14 protein-coding genes and 5 tRNA genes are annotated in these 16,486 nt (G+C 45.6%); 11 read left to right on the forward strand and 8 right to left on the reverse strand.

Annotated elements, in window-relative coordinates; all coding sequences use genetic code 11:
- Window positions 1-13: 13 nt before the first annotated feature.
- The 8 genes from VFC92_13265 to VFC92_13300 all read right to left on the reverse strand — a co-directional run bounded on the left by VFC92_13265 (window position 14) and on the right by VFC92_13300 (window position 9,077).
- On the reverse strand, window positions 14-1,960 hold the full coding sequence (locus VFC92_13265) for an OmpA family protein (GenBank protein HZK09151.1): 1,947 nt from the start codon (window positions 1,958-1,960) through the stop codon (window positions 14-16).
- A gap of 99 nt (window positions 1,961-2,059) precedes the next feature.
- Entirely contained in the window at window positions 2,060-2,710 is a 651-nt protein-coding gene (locus tag VFC92_13270) for a 7-carboxy-7-deazaguanine synthase QueE (protein HZK09152.1), read from the reverse strand.
- Complete coding sequence (locus tag VFC92_13275; protein HZK09153.1) at window positions 2,707-3,930, reverse strand: hypothetical protein; 1,224 nt, start codon at window positions 3,928-3,930, stop codon at window positions 2,707-2,709. Before VFC92_13275 ends, VFC92_13270 begins: the two co-directional genes overlap by 4 nt.
- Complete coding sequence (locus tag VFC92_13280; GenBank protein HZK09154.1) at window positions 3,931-4,815, reverse strand: bifunctional 5,10-methylenetetrahydrofolate dehydrogenase/5,10-methenyltetrahydrofolate cyclohydrolase; 885 nt, start codon at window positions 4,813-4,815, stop codon at window positions 3,931-3,933.
- Window positions 4,816-4,990: 175 nt separating this feature from the next.
- Window positions 4,991-6,325, reverse strand: a complete 1,335-nt coding sequence (gene ffh / locus VFC92_13285) for a signal recognition particle protein (protein ID HZK09155.1) — start codon at window positions 6,323-6,325, stop codon at window positions 4,991-4,993.
- Between the two features lie 100 nt (window positions 6,326-6,425).
- The gene (locus VFC92_13290; protein HZK09156.1) at window positions 6,426-7,010 is read right to left on the reverse strand and encodes a hypothetical protein; all 585 of its coding nucleotides are present in this window, start codon (window positions 7,008-7,010) and stop codon (window positions 6,426-6,428) included.
- 125 nt (window positions 7,011-7,135) lie between these two features.
- Window positions 7,136-7,813 (reverse strand): hypothetical protein, encoded by a 678-nt coding sequence (locus tag VFC92_13295; GenBank protein ID HZK09157.1) that lies wholly within the window; start codon window positions 7,811-7,813, stop codon window positions 7,136-7,138.
- A gap of 52 nt (window positions 7,814-7,865) precedes the next feature.
- Window positions 7,866-9,077 carry a PKD domain-containing protein gene (locus VFC92_13300; GenBank protein HZK09158.1) on the reverse strand — a complete coding sequence of 404 codons (1,212 nt, stop codon included), beginning with the start codon at window positions 9,075-9,077 and terminating at the stop codon, window positions 7,866-7,868.
- A 172-nt stretch (window positions 9,078-9,249) separates the two neighbouring features.
- On the opposite strand from VFC92_13300, the gene VFC92_13305 reads away from it, so the two are divergent.
- The 11 genes from VFC92_13305 (at window position 9,250) to secE (ending at window position 16,434) form a co-directional block, all read left to right on the forward strand.
- Entirely contained in the window at window positions 9,250-12,567 is a 3,318-nt protein-coding gene (locus VFC92_13305; protein ID HZK09159.1) for a hypothetical protein, read from the forward strand.
- A gap of 167 nt (window positions 12,568-12,734) precedes the next feature.
- The gene (gene rpsU, locus VFC92_13310) at window positions 12,735-12,929 is read left to right on the forward strand and encodes a 30S ribosomal protein S21 (protein ID HZK09160.1); all 195 of its coding nucleotides are present in this window, start codon (window positions 12,735-12,737) and stop codon (window positions 12,927-12,929) included.
- A gap of 101 nt (window positions 12,930-13,030) precedes the next feature.
- Window positions 13,031-13,921, forward strand: a complete 891-nt coding sequence (locus VFC92_13315; GenBank protein HZK09161.1) for a tyrosine-type recombinase/integrase — start codon at window positions 13,031-13,033, stop codon at window positions 13,919-13,921.
- Between the two features lie 18 nt (window positions 13,922-13,939).
- Window positions 13,940-14,239, forward strand: a complete 300-nt coding sequence (gene raiA, locus VFC92_13320; protein HZK09162.1) for a ribosome-associated translation inhibitor RaiA — start codon at window positions 13,940-13,942, stop codon at window positions 14,237-14,239.
- 135 nt (window positions 14,240-14,374) lie between these two features.
- Window positions 14,375-14,450, forward strand: a tRNA-Thr gene (locus tag VFC92_13325).
- Between the two features lie 27 nt (window positions 14,451-14,477).
- Window positions 14,478-14,562, forward strand: a tRNA-Tyr gene (locus tag VFC92_13330).
- Between the two features lie 94 nt (window positions 14,563-14,656).
- A tRNA-Gly gene (locus VFC92_13335) sits at window positions 14,657-14,729 on the forward strand.
- A gap of 10 nt (window positions 14,730-14,739) precedes the next feature.
- A tRNA-Thr gene (locus VFC92_13340) sits at window positions 14,740-14,811 on the forward strand.
- A 52-nt stretch (window positions 14,812-14,863) separates the two neighbouring features.
- Window positions 14,864-16,051, forward strand: coding sequence for an elongation factor Tu (gene tuf, locus VFC92_13345; protein HZK09163.1), 1,188 nt, complete (start codon window positions 14,864-14,866; stop codon window positions 16,049-16,051).
- A gap of 88 nt (window positions 16,052-16,139) precedes the next feature.
- Window positions 16,140-16,215 (forward strand) — tRNA-Trp (locus tag VFC92_13350).
- 21 nt (window positions 16,216-16,236) lie between these two features.
- Window positions 16,237-16,434, forward strand: coding sequence for a preprotein translocase subunit SecE (gene secE / locus VFC92_13355; protein HZK09164.1), 198 nt, complete (start codon window positions 16,237-16,239; stop codon window positions 16,432-16,434).
- Window positions 16,435-16,486 lie beyond the last annotated feature (52 nt).

Here is a 16,486-nt window from a genome sequence, read left to right on the forward strand (position 1 = left end):
AACATCTTATCCCCTAATCCACCGACAAAATCGTCACTTCGGTGCGGCGGTTGAGTGCGCGGCCTTGCTCCGTGGTGTTATCGGCAACGGGATGCTGATCGGCGTAACCCTGAAATGTCAGCCGCTTTGGCGCAATATTTTGATCAGTCAAATAATCCACCACCGCTTTGGCACGATTTCGCGAAAGCGTAAGATTATAATCCACCGAGCCAATGCTATCGGTGTGCCCGCTGATTTGCACCCCGATGCCCGGATTGTTTTTTAGGAAAGCAACAAGGTGTTCCAGCTCAACCACCGAAGTTTCCTTTAGATCATATTTATCCGTATCAAAAAAGATATTGCGCAACACCATCGTCTCACCAGCTTCGATTGGTTGCAGTGCTATATTAATAAGGTGTGGTTCCAACTCAGTTGCTAAACCGGAAATGGAGATACTTTCGGAATAAAACAAGTAGCCTTTTCGGGAAACATTTAGCGCATAATGCCGGTTGGCCGGGATACACACGATGAACTCACCTGTGGCAGCATCAGAAAATGAACGGACAATTTCTTTTTTGTAAAGTAAATCCGTGAGGCTGAAATAAGCCTCAAGCGGTGCATGCGTCACCGCGTCGGTAACCTTGCCTTTGGCGTAAGTAGCAGGCTGAGGCCGGATACTTTCGTGAAGCGGAAATTCAAAAATATCGTATCCGCCCATTCCACCCAAACGATCGGCAGAGATGTAAGCTTTGCGGCCGGAAGCAGTAACGATTATATTTATTTCGTCGGCAGCGGTATTAATCGGAAATCCGAGATTTACCGGTGCACTCCACTGCCCCATGCTGTCGGCGCGTGAAACGTACAAATCGATACCGCCCATGCCAATGTGACGATCGGACGAAAAGTAGAGCGTCTGTCCGTCGGGATGGATAAAAGGTGCCATTTCGGAACCGGAAGTATTAATCACAGCGCCAAGATTTTCAGGCGTCGACCAGGAACCATCGTCGAGCAGGCGGCTGCACCAAATATCGGAATTACCGTAACCGCCGCCACGCGTGCTGGCAAAATAGAGCGTGCGCCCATCGGCAGCCAGCGAAGGCTGCGATTCCCATTTGGCAGTATTAATCACCGGCCCCAAATTAACAGGCGGAGTGGCCCGGTTGCCCGACAAACGTGAGGCATAAATATCGCAACTGCCATAACCATCGTCCCAATGGCAGCCTGCAAAAAGCAGATTGCCGCCATCCCAGCTAATGGTAAGCGCTCCTTCGTCGCCGGGCGTATTTATCGGTGGACCGAGTTTTACCGAAGCAGGCCACGGCATGGTGTCGGCACTGCGGACAGAATAATAAAAATCGTCGCCTTCTTTTTTGCCGTCGGTGCCGATTTGCCGTCCTGTAAAATATAATGTAAGCTCGTCGGCGCGAACCGCATTGATGTATTCGTCGCCGGCAGTATTGATTCCGGTTCCGATATTTACGGGTGAGAAAGGGACAGGGTTGGCCACCGCCTTTTCGGCAAAGAGAGCACAGCGCAGGAAATAATCGGCATCAGCGATGCGTGCCTGTGCAGCGCCGGGAGCAGAAAGGAATTTTTCGAAATAGGTCACTGCAGTGGAATATTCCGCCTCCTGATAATAAATTACTCCTGTAAAAAACGAAGCTTCGGGATAAAGATGTGACTGATCGATTGCAACAACTTTTTTATAAATTTCTAAAGCCTGACCCGGCTCATCGGTAGCTTTGTAAACGTCGGCAAGCAAAAGATATGCTTCCAGAAAACCCTCGTCTGCAGCTATGGCTTTTTGCAAATCTGCGCGGGCTTGCGGGTAATACATGAGCGTGAAGTTGCTGCGTCCCTCTTCAAAATATTTGATAGCTTTTCGCGAAGTGGTCGAAAGTTCCTGCGCATCTGCTGTTATTGCGCAAAGTATTATTACAGCCAAAAGCGCCCAATGGTATATTTTGTTTAGTGGAATCACAATCTTTTAAAATGATCAGATTATAAAAAATCAATAACCAAAATTTGTTTTAGAAATTGCAAAGAAGAAAAGGTGCGAAGAAATGCAGGGGCAACCCGATTACGGAATCTTCATAAATTTATGCGTTTGCAATGAGATTTTCCACTTTGGATTTTTCATCACATAATCGATAATTACGGGCGTGATGTATTTGGCGCGGCTCCATTCGGGCTGAAGAAAAAGCCTGCACGCGGGAGAAACCTGAGCGGCATATTCCTCGGCCCAGGCAATGTCACTATCGTTATAGATGATCACTTTTAATTCGTCGGCCCGGCTGATGATATTCTGGCGGGGCGCCATATTTTTCTTTGGCGAGAGACAAATCCAGTCCCATTCGCCTGTGAGCGGATAGGCGCCGGAAGTTTCCAAATAGGTTTTGCAGCCCTTGCCTCTTAGCTGCCGGCACAAATAATCGAGGTTGTACATGAGCGGCTCACCACCGGTAACCACCACTGCTGAAGAAGGATTTTCGATGGCATGCGCCACAATACTGTCGGTGGCTGTGAGGGGATGAAGCTTTGGATTCCACGATTCTTTTACATCACACCAGCGGCAACCTACGTCGCAGCCACCGATGCGGATAAACCAGGCCGCCTCGCCGGTATTGTAACCTTCGCCCTGAAGGGTATAAAATTCTTCCATGAGCGGAAGCAAGAGTCCCTGTTCGAGCAGTTGGTTTTGTTCGGGATTATCAGTGATGAGTTTACTCAATTTTGGACAATGATTTTTTTGACAAGATGATGATCTCCGGAGAGAATTCTTAAAAAATAAATTCCCGGCTCCAGTTTTTTTGTTTTAATGGTCATAGGAAAATTACGCGCATCAATATCTTTAACAGCCGTTTCCTCAAAAAGAATTTTCCACCGCGTCGAGCGCAGCTCCACCGTAAATTCGGGCTGTGGTAATTGTACAATATCAAACTGTAATTTACCCGAAACTAACGGAGACAGGCCGGCAATGATAATTTCGCCCGATTGAAAACCAGATATTCCCATGAGCGAGTCGGCCAATAGCTTGTCGATATTTAAACCAAAAATAGAAGGAAATTCAGCGCTCTCCTCACACGAAAAGACGACAGAGTCAGGAGCGACGAAACAAATGGCCTCGGTTTGTACAAATACCAAATCCGGAAAATTGATGCGCACACGAGAGGCCGGGAAGAAATCAACGCCGTCGAAACCCGTAAAATACCAGGCAAATGATTCAAAATCCACATAACCTATCAAAGCAATCTTCTGATGATCGTCGCTCAAAGCAGCCCCGGTAATTAGCCCGCCGGCATCAAAACCACCACGCGGCTGCAACCGGTAATTACCGGCACGGGCAGGCATTGCGTATAGCACAGTGCGCTGATCTCCCCAATTTTTAGTAAACAAAAAAAGGCTGTCGTTGAAGGCAATCATGGCTTCACAATCGAAATTGTGCTGATGTGTACGTTTCTCGAAATTCGTCTGATTGGCATACGAAAACATAATTGTGTCGAAGCGTGATACCGTCACGATATCGCCGGCAGGAATATCTTTTTTGTTGATTTTATAAATACGCAAATCCTTGCGATTGCCGCGGTTGTTGCCAAAGTCGCCAACATAAAGATGACCTTCATCCTGCGTAAGCTCCTCCCAGTCGTAATTGGAAATCCCTTCCAGACACACGGTTCGCAGAAGGTGTCCATCGTCGACGTCGAGGGCATAAAGACACGGAAGATTTCCGCTGTCGTTGAGCGTCCAGTACATGCCATCGAAAAAGATCAATCCCGAACTTTCATGCACCTCTTCCGGAAGCGGTGAAATAGACGGAGCAACCTGTACTGTGATGACAACATCGGCAGACGCATCCGGACTAATCATACTTTGTTGCGCCATTGCCGAAAGGCCAAAAAATGTTGTGCTATATAATAAGGTGTAAAAACACAAAAATCGAAGGTGCTTCATTTAAGAAATCCCTGTTTTTAATTTGAAAGCTTTGAGTGTGTTTAGCAAAAGCGCTACGCGGGTCATCGGACCTACTCCGCCCGGAACGGGAGTAATGTAAGCAGCCTTGCGTGCAACCTTTTCGAAATCGACATCACCAACGAGCTTGAAACCGGATTTGGTATCCGGCGAAGCCACCCGATGGATGCCAACGTCGATGACTGTAGCACCATCTTTTACCATGTCTTCGGTAACAAACCCAGGCTGACCGATGGCCGCTATGAGGATATCAGCGTTGGCCGCAATTTCTTTAAGCCCTGCCGACTTGCTGTGACACATGGTAACCGTTGCGTTGCCGGGATTTGCTTTGCGCGAAAGCATAATGCTGAGTGGAGTTCCTACGATATTGCTGCGGCCGAGCACTACAACGTTTTTCCCGGAAGTTTCGATTTTGTATCGCTTCAGCAGCTCCATAATTCCGAAAGGTGTGGCTGGCAAATAGGTAGGCTGCCCAAGCACCATCCTGCCGATATTCACGGGATGAAAACCGTCGACGTCTTTGGCAGGATTAATTTTATCGATAACGTGATCGACGTTAATGTGGCGTGGTAGCGGCAACTGCACGATGAGTCCGTGGATGTCGTCGTCATTGTTGATAAAGTCGATGGTCTCGAGCAGCTTGAGTTCCGAAACGTCTTTGCTCAGTCGGTAAATGGAAGAAACCATGCCTACACTTTTGCAATCCGACTCTTTGTGAGCCACATAAGTTTCGCTGGCAGCATCCTCTCCCACCATAATAGCAGCCAAATGAGGCGCGATATCGTTTTTGTCGATGTATCCGGCTACCTCTGCTTTGATCTCTAATTTGATCTCCGCTGCCGTTTTTTTGCCATCAATAAGTTTCATAGTAAATTTATTTTGGTGTAAATGCCCTGAAGAATCTCAAAACCAAAAAAAACAAAAACCAAATAAATCTCAATTTCTAAATTGAGAAAAATCAAACCGTGAAACTGTTTGAAATTTGTGGTTTGGAATTTATTTGTAATTTTAACATTTGTATTTTGGAACTTGCGCTTAGCCCTTATCGTGCTTTCATGCGCTGCATCATTTTCATCATATTCTTACCACCGCCTTTTGTCATCATTTGCATCATTTTGCGGGTTTCTTCAAACTGCTTGATGAGCCGGTTTACTTCCTGAATGTCCGCTCCGGAGCCACCGGCAATTCTGCGACGGCGGCTGCCGTTGATGATCTTGGGATCTTCGCGTTCGGTGGGCGTCATCGAATAAATGATGGCTTCAATTTCTTTAAATGAGTCGTCGTCGATGTCGAGATTTTTGATGGCCTTGCCCATGCCCGGGATCATGCTCATCAAATCCTTGACGTTGCCCATCTTTTTGATTTGCTTGATTTGCTGCAGGAAGTCATTAAAGTTGAATTGATTTCTGGCGATCTTGCGTTGCAGAACTTTGGCTTCTTCTTCGTCGAATTGCTCCTGTGCTTTCTCCACCAACGAAACAATGTCGCCCATCCCCAGAATTCGGTCGGCCATACGACTGGGATAAAACACGTCGAGTGCGTCAATCTTTTCGCCGATTCCCACAAATTTGATAGGCTTCTCCACTACCGAACGAACCGTGAGGGCCGCACCGCCACGTGTGTCGCCATCGAGCTTTGTCAAAACCACCCCTTCGTAATCCAGGCGGTCGTGGAAAGCTTTGGCAGTATTCACAGCATCCTGACCAGTCATGGCATCCACCACAAAAAGTGTTTCCTGTGGATTGATGCTTTTCTTCACGTTGCTGATCTCATCCATCATCTCCGCATCAATGGCCAAGCGGCCTGCGGTATCAACGATCACTACATTATGCCCGAAATTTTTGGCGTGTTTTATTGCGTTTTTAGCAATTTCAACAGGGTTTTTATTGCCCTCTTCGGTGTAAACCTGCACGCCAATTTGCTCGCCCAGCACCTGTAGCTGATTGATAGCAGCGGGACGGTAAACGTCGCCTGCGACCAAAAGCGGCTGTTTCCCTTTTTTTTGTTTCAGATAATTGGCCAGCTTAGCGGCAAAAGTCGTTTTACCGCTACCTTGTAATCCGGCGATGAGTATGATGGCGGGAGTACCTTTGATGTTGAGTTCTTCGTGGGTGCCGCCCATCAGCTCCACCAGGCTTTCATGCACGATTTTCACCATCAACTGACCCGGCGAAACGGCAGTGAGCACGTTTTGACCAAGCGCCTTGGCTTTCACATCCTCAGTAAAATCTTTAGCAATCTTATAGCTGACGTCGGCATCGAGCAATGCCTTGCGAACTTCCTTAAGTGTTTCTGCAACGTTTATTTCGGTAATATGCCCGTGGCCCTTCAATATCTGGAAGGATCGTTCGAGTTTTTCGCTTAAATTTTCAAACATAATCTACTGATTTTTTCAGGATTGCAAAAGTAGGATTTTTTCCTAAACGGGGTGTAATTCAAAGCGGGCACGTGGAATGGCTTTGCCGGACCGGGCTGTTCTAAAAAGCCTTTGGCACAAACGCTTTGTGATTGATAATAGAGGCGCTGCCGCCGGTAGCTTTTATAACAAAAAAGCCCATTTTCTCAGCCATCCGTGCGCTGGCTTCTTCGGCTTTCAGAAAAGCCATGCAACCGTAAATGATGTTGTTTTTGTATTGGGATAAATACTCTTTGGCTTTCCAGAGCTTTTGGTGAAATTCTTTAACATCTTCAGCACGCAAGGTGGTTTTTACTTCTACAATTACGACCTCCTTGCCATTTATAGCAACAATATCATATTCATAATTCTGCCCCTGATGGATTCCTTTTACGCGTTCGGTGGTTTGCGTAACCTGAATGTTTTTCTCGTTGAGCAATTTAATCAGATCACCCTCAACAAGTGTTTCAATCAACTTGCCCCATTGCGTCGTAAATAAAGCCGAAAGTTTTTTGATACTTTTATCAGTCTCTTTAAACTTTTCAGTAAGAATCCGGTCATTTTCCTGAATTTGTTTTCCGGTTTCCTGAAACAGTTTCCACACCTGGTCGAAGGTCACTGGCTGACCATAAGGCTGAACGGGTTCGTTTACATTATCATTTTCCATGGTGCAATTATTATTGAATAAGAAAACTCAAAAGTACAATTAAAGATTGTGATAATCAATGATTGCAAATTGTTATTGATGTGGGTCTTGTGGGAAAATCACGGAATAAAATCTCAGGAATTTTATCAAAAGCCAGCCTCTGCTGCCAGCTTTCGCTTTTCATCTTTTTTAAAATTCCAATTGAGAATTGGTAGCGACCTTTTTTGGTTTTTGTTCCAAAGTCCAAATTGAACGCCATGAAGATGGGCTGTTTTATTAACGATACCTATCTGAACACCTTTTGCTGTTTTAATAGTATTCACTGCGCCTATGGCAACTCCATTGACTTTATCGTAAAGATTCCAGAGCGCATTGATCGAAACACCATTTACTGTTTGCCCCAAACTCATGAATAATGAAAAAGAAACACCGTTTACCTTGGGCGTAAAAGTTCCAAATGGAGAAAGGATCAACCCGTTGTGCACCGCTCTCAGCGGCAACGTGTCTTGTTCGGACACTGTGTCATTTGGACTTGACTGCTCTATCTCTCTGAAGTTGGATGTATTAATATAAAAAACCTGCAGGAAACCTTGTCCGGGAATTTGCAGGTTTAGGCCATACGAATATTTGGTGTAAGCCAGATTACAAATGGCTTCCGAACCCACCGGTCCGATGGCAATTCCGTAGATGTTTCTGGCTCCGGAAGGAATCAGCGCAAATGCATAGCGATTTCGGGAAATTTTTGACAGCCTCGTCGTATCGTCCTGCGCAGACGAAACGATTGTGAGCATTAACAAAGGAATTATCAACAACTTCTTTTTCATGCGCAAAAATTTAAAGTGTTGACGGTTCTATACCTTTAGAGCATCACATCCCCTACTCTATCACTATTTTTCGGGTGGTAATATCATCACCTGTTTGTATTCTAAGAAAATACATTCCGCGGGTGAGCTGCTGCACATCGATTACATAGCCGGCAGAAATCGGCGTTAGTTTACAATTTGCTATTCTTCCCGAAACATCGAGTAGCTGCAGGTTCAGGTTTTTGATGTTGGGATTAAGAATGGAAACGTAAACCTGATCTTTTGCAGGCACAGGGTAAACCAGAATATCCTGCAAAAGCAGATCATTAGCAATGCCGGTGGCTTTACAAATAATTGGATACATGGCGTGATTTACATCCAAACCAGGATTGCCCTGCTGGTAGGTGCGCCAGGCTCCGGCGGAAGTTTGCTCCCAGGAATCGCTGTGGTTAACTGCCGTTATTTTATTGGTAAACAAAGCAATCGTATCGCCGGCAATCTGCGGCATCTCGAAGCCCATAAAAAAATCTTTTTGGATATGCGCCCATTGATCGAAGAAGACAACCGTGGATAAATGATTTTCGACATCAAAAACAATATGAGAGAGCGGCACCGTAGCCTGATCGAGAACGGTTCCGGGACTATTATCAGCGCCATCGTTATCCCATATTTTAAAAACTACCGGCACATCGTTGGACAAAGATTGTGTCGCCCAGGCAAAATCGAACACGCCGCCCATGAGCAAACCTTTGTCTTCGTTCACCTGATAAAGTGTGGCTTTCGCCAGATCGCCTCGCGAGTTGTTGCCCGAAAGATAGCCATGATCGGGTGAAGCTACGCGATACAAATAATAGCTTCCGGGAATCCGGTAGTTGAGCGAATCGCACGACCCGTAACCAGATGCGCGAATAAAATCAGGTTTCGAGGCCAGACTGGTGGTAGAATCGGCACCCCAAATACGTAGCTTTACGGTGTAAATCCCTGGCTGCTGATACACATGCACCGGATTTTTTGCTGTATCGACAGAGCCATCGCCAAAACGCCATTCGTATTTTGTTACTGCGCCCTGGCTACGATCGGTAAATTGGACGGTTAGAGGAACTCCACCGTACGTTTTATCGGCCTTAAAATTGGCGATCAAATCCAGTTCAGATTTGTCGTCAGCCACCCCGGTGTTGTCGCAGTTATTAATGGTTATTGCAAAAGAGGTTGCCGTAACTGACCGCTGCGCTGAGGCATAAAACACAGCAAAGATCAGCATTAAAAACAGTTGGATTTTTTTCATAATGAGAAATATTTTGATTTGCGAAAATAGACTAAATCCTCATTCTCCAGATCCTTACCATTAAAAACTTACAATTTCTAAATAAACTGGGTACAAACCATTCCCAATTGAGGTTTTTAAAATTATCTTTGGCTCCTCAAAAATTTTTATTCATCAACCAAAAATTTGAACTATGTATCTATCGCGTCACTCCAATCACCCACATCGCTCATTGCTCCACCACACAGGCATAATCCTACTGATGATTTGCTTTCTGTTTGGTTCGGCAGATTTAATTGCCAAAAAGAACAAAGACAAAAATGAGGCTGCCGACACCTTGAAATCGTCGGTGTTTTCAGGTTTAAAATGGCGAAGCATCGGACCGGCGTTCACCTCCGGACGTATTGCCGATTTCGCTGTAAATCCTGACAATCACAGCGAGTATTATGTTGCCGTGGCTTCGGGGCATGTTTGGAAAACTACCAACAACGGCACTACTTTCAGTCCCATATTCGATAACCACAAAGCCTACTCGATGGGCGTTGTAACCATGGCTCCCTCCAATCACAACCTGATATGGCTTGGCACCGGCGAAAACAATCACCAGCGGGCGCTGGGCTATGGTAATGGCGTTTATAAATCAGCCGATGGCGGCAGCTCCTGGGAACACATGGGGCTGGAGGCGTCGCGGCAAATTGGAAAAATTGTGATCCATCCCACCAACCCTGAAATTGTTTTTGTAGCTGCAGAAGGTTCGGCCTGGGGATCGGGCGGCGAACGTGGTCTTTATAAAACTACTGATGGTGGCAAAAACTGGAATAAGGTGCTTGAGATAAGCGAGAATACCGGCGTGAATGATATTGTAATGGATCCGCGTAATCCCGATATTTTGTATGCTACCTCCGAACAACGTCGGCGCCATGTGTACACCAAGATTGGTGGTGGCCCTGAGTCAGCAGTTTACAAATCGACCGACGGTGGTGAAACCTGGAACAAGATCATGAAAGGATTGCCTGGCGTACACATCGGCGGCATGGGGATGGCCATTTCACCTGCCAACCCTGATTATCTGTACCTCATCATGGAAGCCCAGGACGACAAAGGTGGCTTCTTCAGAACTACCAACGGCGGCGCCTCCTGGCAAAAACGCAGCAGCTACCATTCCAGCGGACAATACTATAATGAAATCGTTGCCGACCCTAAAGACCCCGAAAAAGTGTATTCGCTCGAAACAATAACGAAAGTTACTGTCGACGGTGGTAAAACATGGAAATCTGTTGGTAATAAAGGTCGTCATGTGGATGATCACGCCATGTGGATCGACCCGCAGGATACTGACCATTTTATGATTGGCGGCGATGGCGGCATTTACGAATCGTACGATAATGGTAGTAATTTTATTTTTAAAAGTAACCTGCCTGTAACCCAGTTTTACCGCGTCACCCTCGACGGCAGCGAACCTTTCTACTGGGTTTATGGCGGCACGCAGGATAACAACAGCGTAGGAGGCCCTTCGCGCAACACCAAGTCACAGGGCGTTACCAACGACGAGTGGATCGTAACACTTGGTGGCGACGGCTTCTTCCAGGCCATTGAGCCTGGCAATCCAAACATTGTTTATTCGGCTTATCAATATGGAAATATTTACAGATATGATAAAAAATCCGGCCAACGCATCGACATAAAACCAGAACCTGGCAAAGATGAGCTTACCTATCGCTGGAACTGGAACGCCCCATTTTTCCTCAGCCCCCACTCAGGCACCCGACTTTACATTGCTGCCAACAAAGTGTTTCGCAGCGACGATCGTGGCAACAGCTGGCAGGTAATCAGCGACGACCTTACGCGAGACGAAGACCGCAACCAATTTAGTGTAATGGGCAAATACTGGCCTTCCAATGCAGTAGCCAAAGATATGTCAACATCGCTGTGGGGAACCATCGTTTCGCTGGCCGAATCGCCTGTAAAAGAAGATCTGCTCTACGTTGGCAGCGACGATGGTGTGATTCAGGTAACTGAAGATGCTGGCAAAAACTGGCGAAAAATCACCTCCTTCCCGGGCGTACCGGAATTTACTTACGTGAGCGACATCATGCCTTCGCGCTTCAACGAAAATGTGGTGTATGCCTCCTTTGACAACATCAAGAGCGACGACTTCAAGCCCTACCTACTGCGCAGCAACGACAAAGGCGCCACCTGGGCATCCATTGCCGGCAACCTGCCCGAAGACGAAACGATACACACCATCGAACAGGATTACAAAGTGCCGGAATTGCTTTTTGTCGGTACAGAGTTCAGTGTGTTTTTCACGATCGATGGCGGTGCAACCTGGACACAACTCACGTCGGGCATTCCCGATGTAGCGGTTTATGATCTGGCTATTCAGGAACGCGAAGGCGATCTGGTTGCAGCTACTTTTGGTCGCGGTTTTTATGTTTTGGACGATTATTCCGCACTGCGTCAGATCAGCAAAGACACTTTGGAAAACCAGGCAAAACTCTTCCCGGTAAAAGATGCATTACTTTACATACAGGAAGGTGGCCGCTACGGACAAGGCTCCACCTATTTCTCGGCTGGCAATCCTGATTTTGGCGCCACCTTTACCTATTATATTAAAGAAGTACCGGAAACCACAAAACAAAAACGGCTCAAAGAGGAGAAGAGGTTATTTAAAGATAGCAAGCCAATTCCGCAGCCATCCATAGAGCAAATGCGCGAAGAAGAGCGCGAGCTGCCGCCGGTTCTAGTTTTTACAATAAAAGACCAGCAGGGAAAAACGATAAGAAACCTCTATAAATCGCCATCAAAAGGGATCAACCGGCTCACCTGGAATTTACGTTATCAGGGCAAATACCCGATAAATCTGCGCGACAAAAAGTTTGATCCTAAAAAAGATGGTAACTCAGGCATGATGGTAATGCCCGGAAAATACACTGTGGAGCTGGCGCTTGACCATGATGGTGAAATAACGCCGTTGGCCGCCCCGGTTGCTTTTACTGTGAAAATGCTCGACAACACTACTTTACCTGCCGACGACATCGCTGGTTTGGTAACCTATCAGGACAACGTAGCTGAGCTTGGGAGAACCCTGAGCGGAGCCGAAAACTATCTTGGCGATTTGATTAATAAAACAGAGTCAATACGCCAGGCGTTACACAACACGCCGGGAGTCCCCAAAGATCTTAGCACAGTAGCGCGCGACATTGCAAACGAACTAAATGATCTCGAAGTTCGATTTAACGGAGTACAAACTGGACCAAGCTCGGAAGAAACACCACCGACAGAGGTTTCGCTCAACCAGCGTTATGGCGTTATCGGTTGGTCGCACTACGCATCTACTTCGGCGCCAACAAAAACACATCTTACACAGTACCAGATATTAATGGAAGAAGTACCGGGAGTTGTTGATGCGATTAAAGCCCTCGACAGCCGTATTAAAATTCTTGAGCAGAAAATGGGACAATATGAAGTGCCCCCAACACCCGGAAGAATTCCTGATTTGAAAAAATAATTATGGCACCATAATGCCCATCACAAAGCTGTTCCAACCAAGGGGCAGCTTTTTTTATTAAAAATAATTTTGGTAAACAAAAACATCTGTATACCTTTGCGCCCCGATTTAAGCTTCGAATTGATAAGTAACTAATAATAAATCTTTTAAAACAGAGGTAAATAATTATGATTATTGTTCCTGTAAAAGAGGGCGAAAACATAGAAAGAGCGCTCAAGAAGTACAAGAGAAAATTTGAGAAAACTGGCGTAGTTAAAGAAGTAAGAGAACGCCAAAAATTCACAAAACCTTCCATAAAAAAACGTCAGGCGCGCATGAAAGCTATCTATATCCAGCAACTGCGTGACGCTGAAGACGCATAGCCAGCCCACCATAATTTTTCGATAGAAATAAACAGGTAAGTTTTTGTTCGGGTCGATAATTTAATCGTATCTTTGGACGAAAGTTTACCTGTTTTATTTTCATGCTGCACACTTTTATCAAATATCTGGCTTCTAATAATAAAAGGTACTCTGCCCATACCATCAAAGCCTATAGCAGCGATTTGGGGCAGTTCCAAGACTTTTTATCTTCCTTTTACCAAATCACTGATCCCGCAAAGGCTAACCACCACCTGATTCGTGCCTGGTTAGTTTCATTGCTTGAAGCTGGTGACACCCCCCGAACCATCAATCGCAAAATTGCTGCGCTAAAAAAATTTTACAAATTCTTACTCAGCCGGGAGCTTATCGCTGCCAATCCGATGTTAAAAGTTACAGCACCAAAAACCTCCAAAGACCTTCCTGGTTTCATCAAAGAAACTGATATGGAGATTTTGTTAAACGACGTTAATTTTGGCGAAGGATTCGCTGCTATGCGCAATAAATTAATCATCGAAACACTTTACTTAACCGGCATTCGTGTATCAGAACTAACAGCAATTACCGTGAACGACATCGACCTGAATCGAAAACTGATAAAGATCAACGGAAAAGGTAACAAGCAGCGGATGGTTCCCGTTGTCGGACGGCTGGCAACCAGCTTGCAAAACTATCTGCCACTCCGCGATAAAGCTTTACAAAACACAGACGCTGCGCAAACAGCGCTCTTCACTACCATTAAGGGCAATGATATCTATCCTCGGATGGTTTATCGTGTTGTTCACAATCATTTGACACTGGTGTCTACGAATCACCGCAAAAGCCCTCACATGCTGAGGCATAGCTTTGCAACAGCACTGATGAACCATGGTGCTGAACTAAATGCTGTAAAAGACCTGCTGGGACATGCAAACCTGGCAGCTACACAAGTTTACACACACACTACTATTGATAAAATAAAAAGTATTTACAAACACGCTCATCCACGAGCCTAATTTTAAAGGAGGTACATTATGCAAATAGACATTCGCTCAATTCATTTCAAAACAGACAAAAAGCTGGATGATTTTATCAACGAAAAAGTCTCGAAACTCGCGCAATACTACGATGGGGTATTAGCAGCCGAAATTGCCTTGAAGCTGGCCAACATCGAAGGAGGGGAAAATAAAATTGCAGAAATAAAATTAGCCATTCCAGGCAACGATTTGTATGCCAGCAAGCAGAGCAGATCCTTTGAAGAAGCCACCGATGGAGCCGTTGATGCCTTGCGCAAACAACTCATCAGGCACAAGGAAAAAGTGAGAAAAGTTTAATTTTCTTCACTTTGCCGAAAGAAAAGTTTTGGTAATTCAAAATACTATTATACTTTTGCAGTCCTTTTTAAAATAAAGGGCTGTTTTTTATTAACCTAACAGCATTATTTAGTTCTTTAATCATCATGTTTACAGGCCGATGTAGCTCAGTTGGTAGAGCAGCTGATTTGTAATCAGCCGGCCGGCGGTTCGAGTCCGTCCATCGGCTCCACCAAAAAGTTGGAGTAAATAATAATATGGGGAGGTACCAGAGCGGTCAAATGGGGCAGACTGTAAATCTGTTGGCGAAGCCTTCGGAGGTTCGAATCCTCCCCTCCCCACCATATTATTAATAGTGCAGAGTTCATCACGTATTGTAAACAAAAGGCATACGGAAGGATTTCAGTAATACGGAATCCTTTTTTATGAGATGCTATTGCGGAAGTAGCTCATTTGGTAGAGCGACAGCCTTCCAAGCTGTAGGTAGCGGGTTCGAGACCCGTCTTCCGCTCTACATATTAGCCGATGTAGCTCAGGGGTAGAGCACTTCCTTGGTAAGGAAGGGGTCATGAGTTCAAATCTCATCATTGGCTCTAAATTAAATTTAATAACCTTTTTGTAACACCTAATTAAATAACTTTTAAAATGGCAAAAGAAAAATTTGATCGTTCCAAACCACACGTGAACATTGGAACCATTGGGCATGTCGACCACGGAAAGACCACCTTGACAGCCGCCATCACACAAACCTTAGCAGATAAAGGTCTGGCCACTTTCGCAACTTTCGACTCGATCGACAACGCTCCTGAAGAAAAAGAAAGAGGTATTACCATTAATACTGCGCACATCGAATATCAGACTGAAAACAGACACTACGCACACGTCGACTGCCCCGGCCACGCTGACTATGTGAAGAACATGGTTACGGGTGCTGCCCAGATGGACGGTGCTATCATTGTAGTAGCTGCTACTGACGGCCCTATGCCCCAAACGCGCGAGCACATCCTGCTGGCACGTCAGGTAGGCGTTCCCAGACTGGTTGTTTTTATGAACAAAGTCGACCTGGTAGATGACGAAGAACTCCTGGAGCTCGTTGAGATGGAAATCCGCGACCTGCTGAGCTTCTACGAATTCGATGGCGACAACACACCAGTTATCCAGGGTTCTGCACTTGGTGCTTTGAACAAAGAGCCACAATGGATTGAAAAAGTAATGGAACTGATGGCAGCTTGTGACGATTGGATTCCATTGCCAGAACGCGATCAGGACAAACCATTCCTGATGCCTGTTGAGGACGTTTTCTCTATCACCGGACGTGGCACCGTTGCTACCGGTCGTATCGAAACCGGCATCATCAACACAGGCAATCCTGTTGATATCATTGGAATGGGTGCCGCAAAACTTAAGAGTGTTGTTACCGGTGTTGAAATGTTCCGCAAAATTCTCGACCGGGGACAAGCTGGCGACAATGCTGGTTTGCTGTTGCGTGGTATTGAAAAAACACAAATTACCCGTGGGATGGTTATTGCTGCCCCCGGTTCAGTTAAACCACACAAAAAATTTAAAGCAGAGGTTTATATTCTGAAGAAAGAAGAAGGTGGACGTCATACTCCTTTCCACAACAAATATCGTCCTCAGTTTTATTTCAGAACTACCGACGTTACTGGTGAGATCACGATGCCCGAGGGCGTAGAAATGGTGATGCCCGGAGATAACCTTACAATCGAGGTTGAACTCATTGCGGAAATCGCTATGAGCAAGAACCTACGTTTCGCTATCCGCGAAGGCGGACGTACCGTGGGCGCTGGTCAGGTAACCGAGATTCTTGAATAATTTTAATAGGTGTTTGGTTATAAATACAAAGGCGTTCCGGAGTAAGAATTATTACTTCCGGAACTCCTTTTGTTAAAACACACATGATACGGGTGTAGCTCAATTGGTAGAGCGATGGTCTCCAAAACCATAGGCTGTGGGTTCGATTCCTACCACCCGTGCCAATTACATTTTAAGTAAGAACAATGGCAAAATTGAAAATAATAAATTACGCCAAGGAAAGTTATGATGAGCTGTTACACAAAGTTTCCTGGCCTTCATGGAGTGAACTGCAGAGTAGCGCTGTGGTAGTATCCATTGCTTCCCTGATAATCGCATTTGTCGTTTATCTGATGGATATTGCATTCAGCAGCCTGCTTAAAGGTTTTTATACCTGGCTTTAGTTACAGCCGGGTACAAATGTGGCCGACAGGTTACTTTATTCTTTTACAAACC

It is taken from the genome of Bacteroidales bacterium, assembly GCA_035647615.1.
Lineage (GTDB): Bacteria > Bacteroidota > Bacteroidia > Bacteroidales > 4484-276 > SABY01.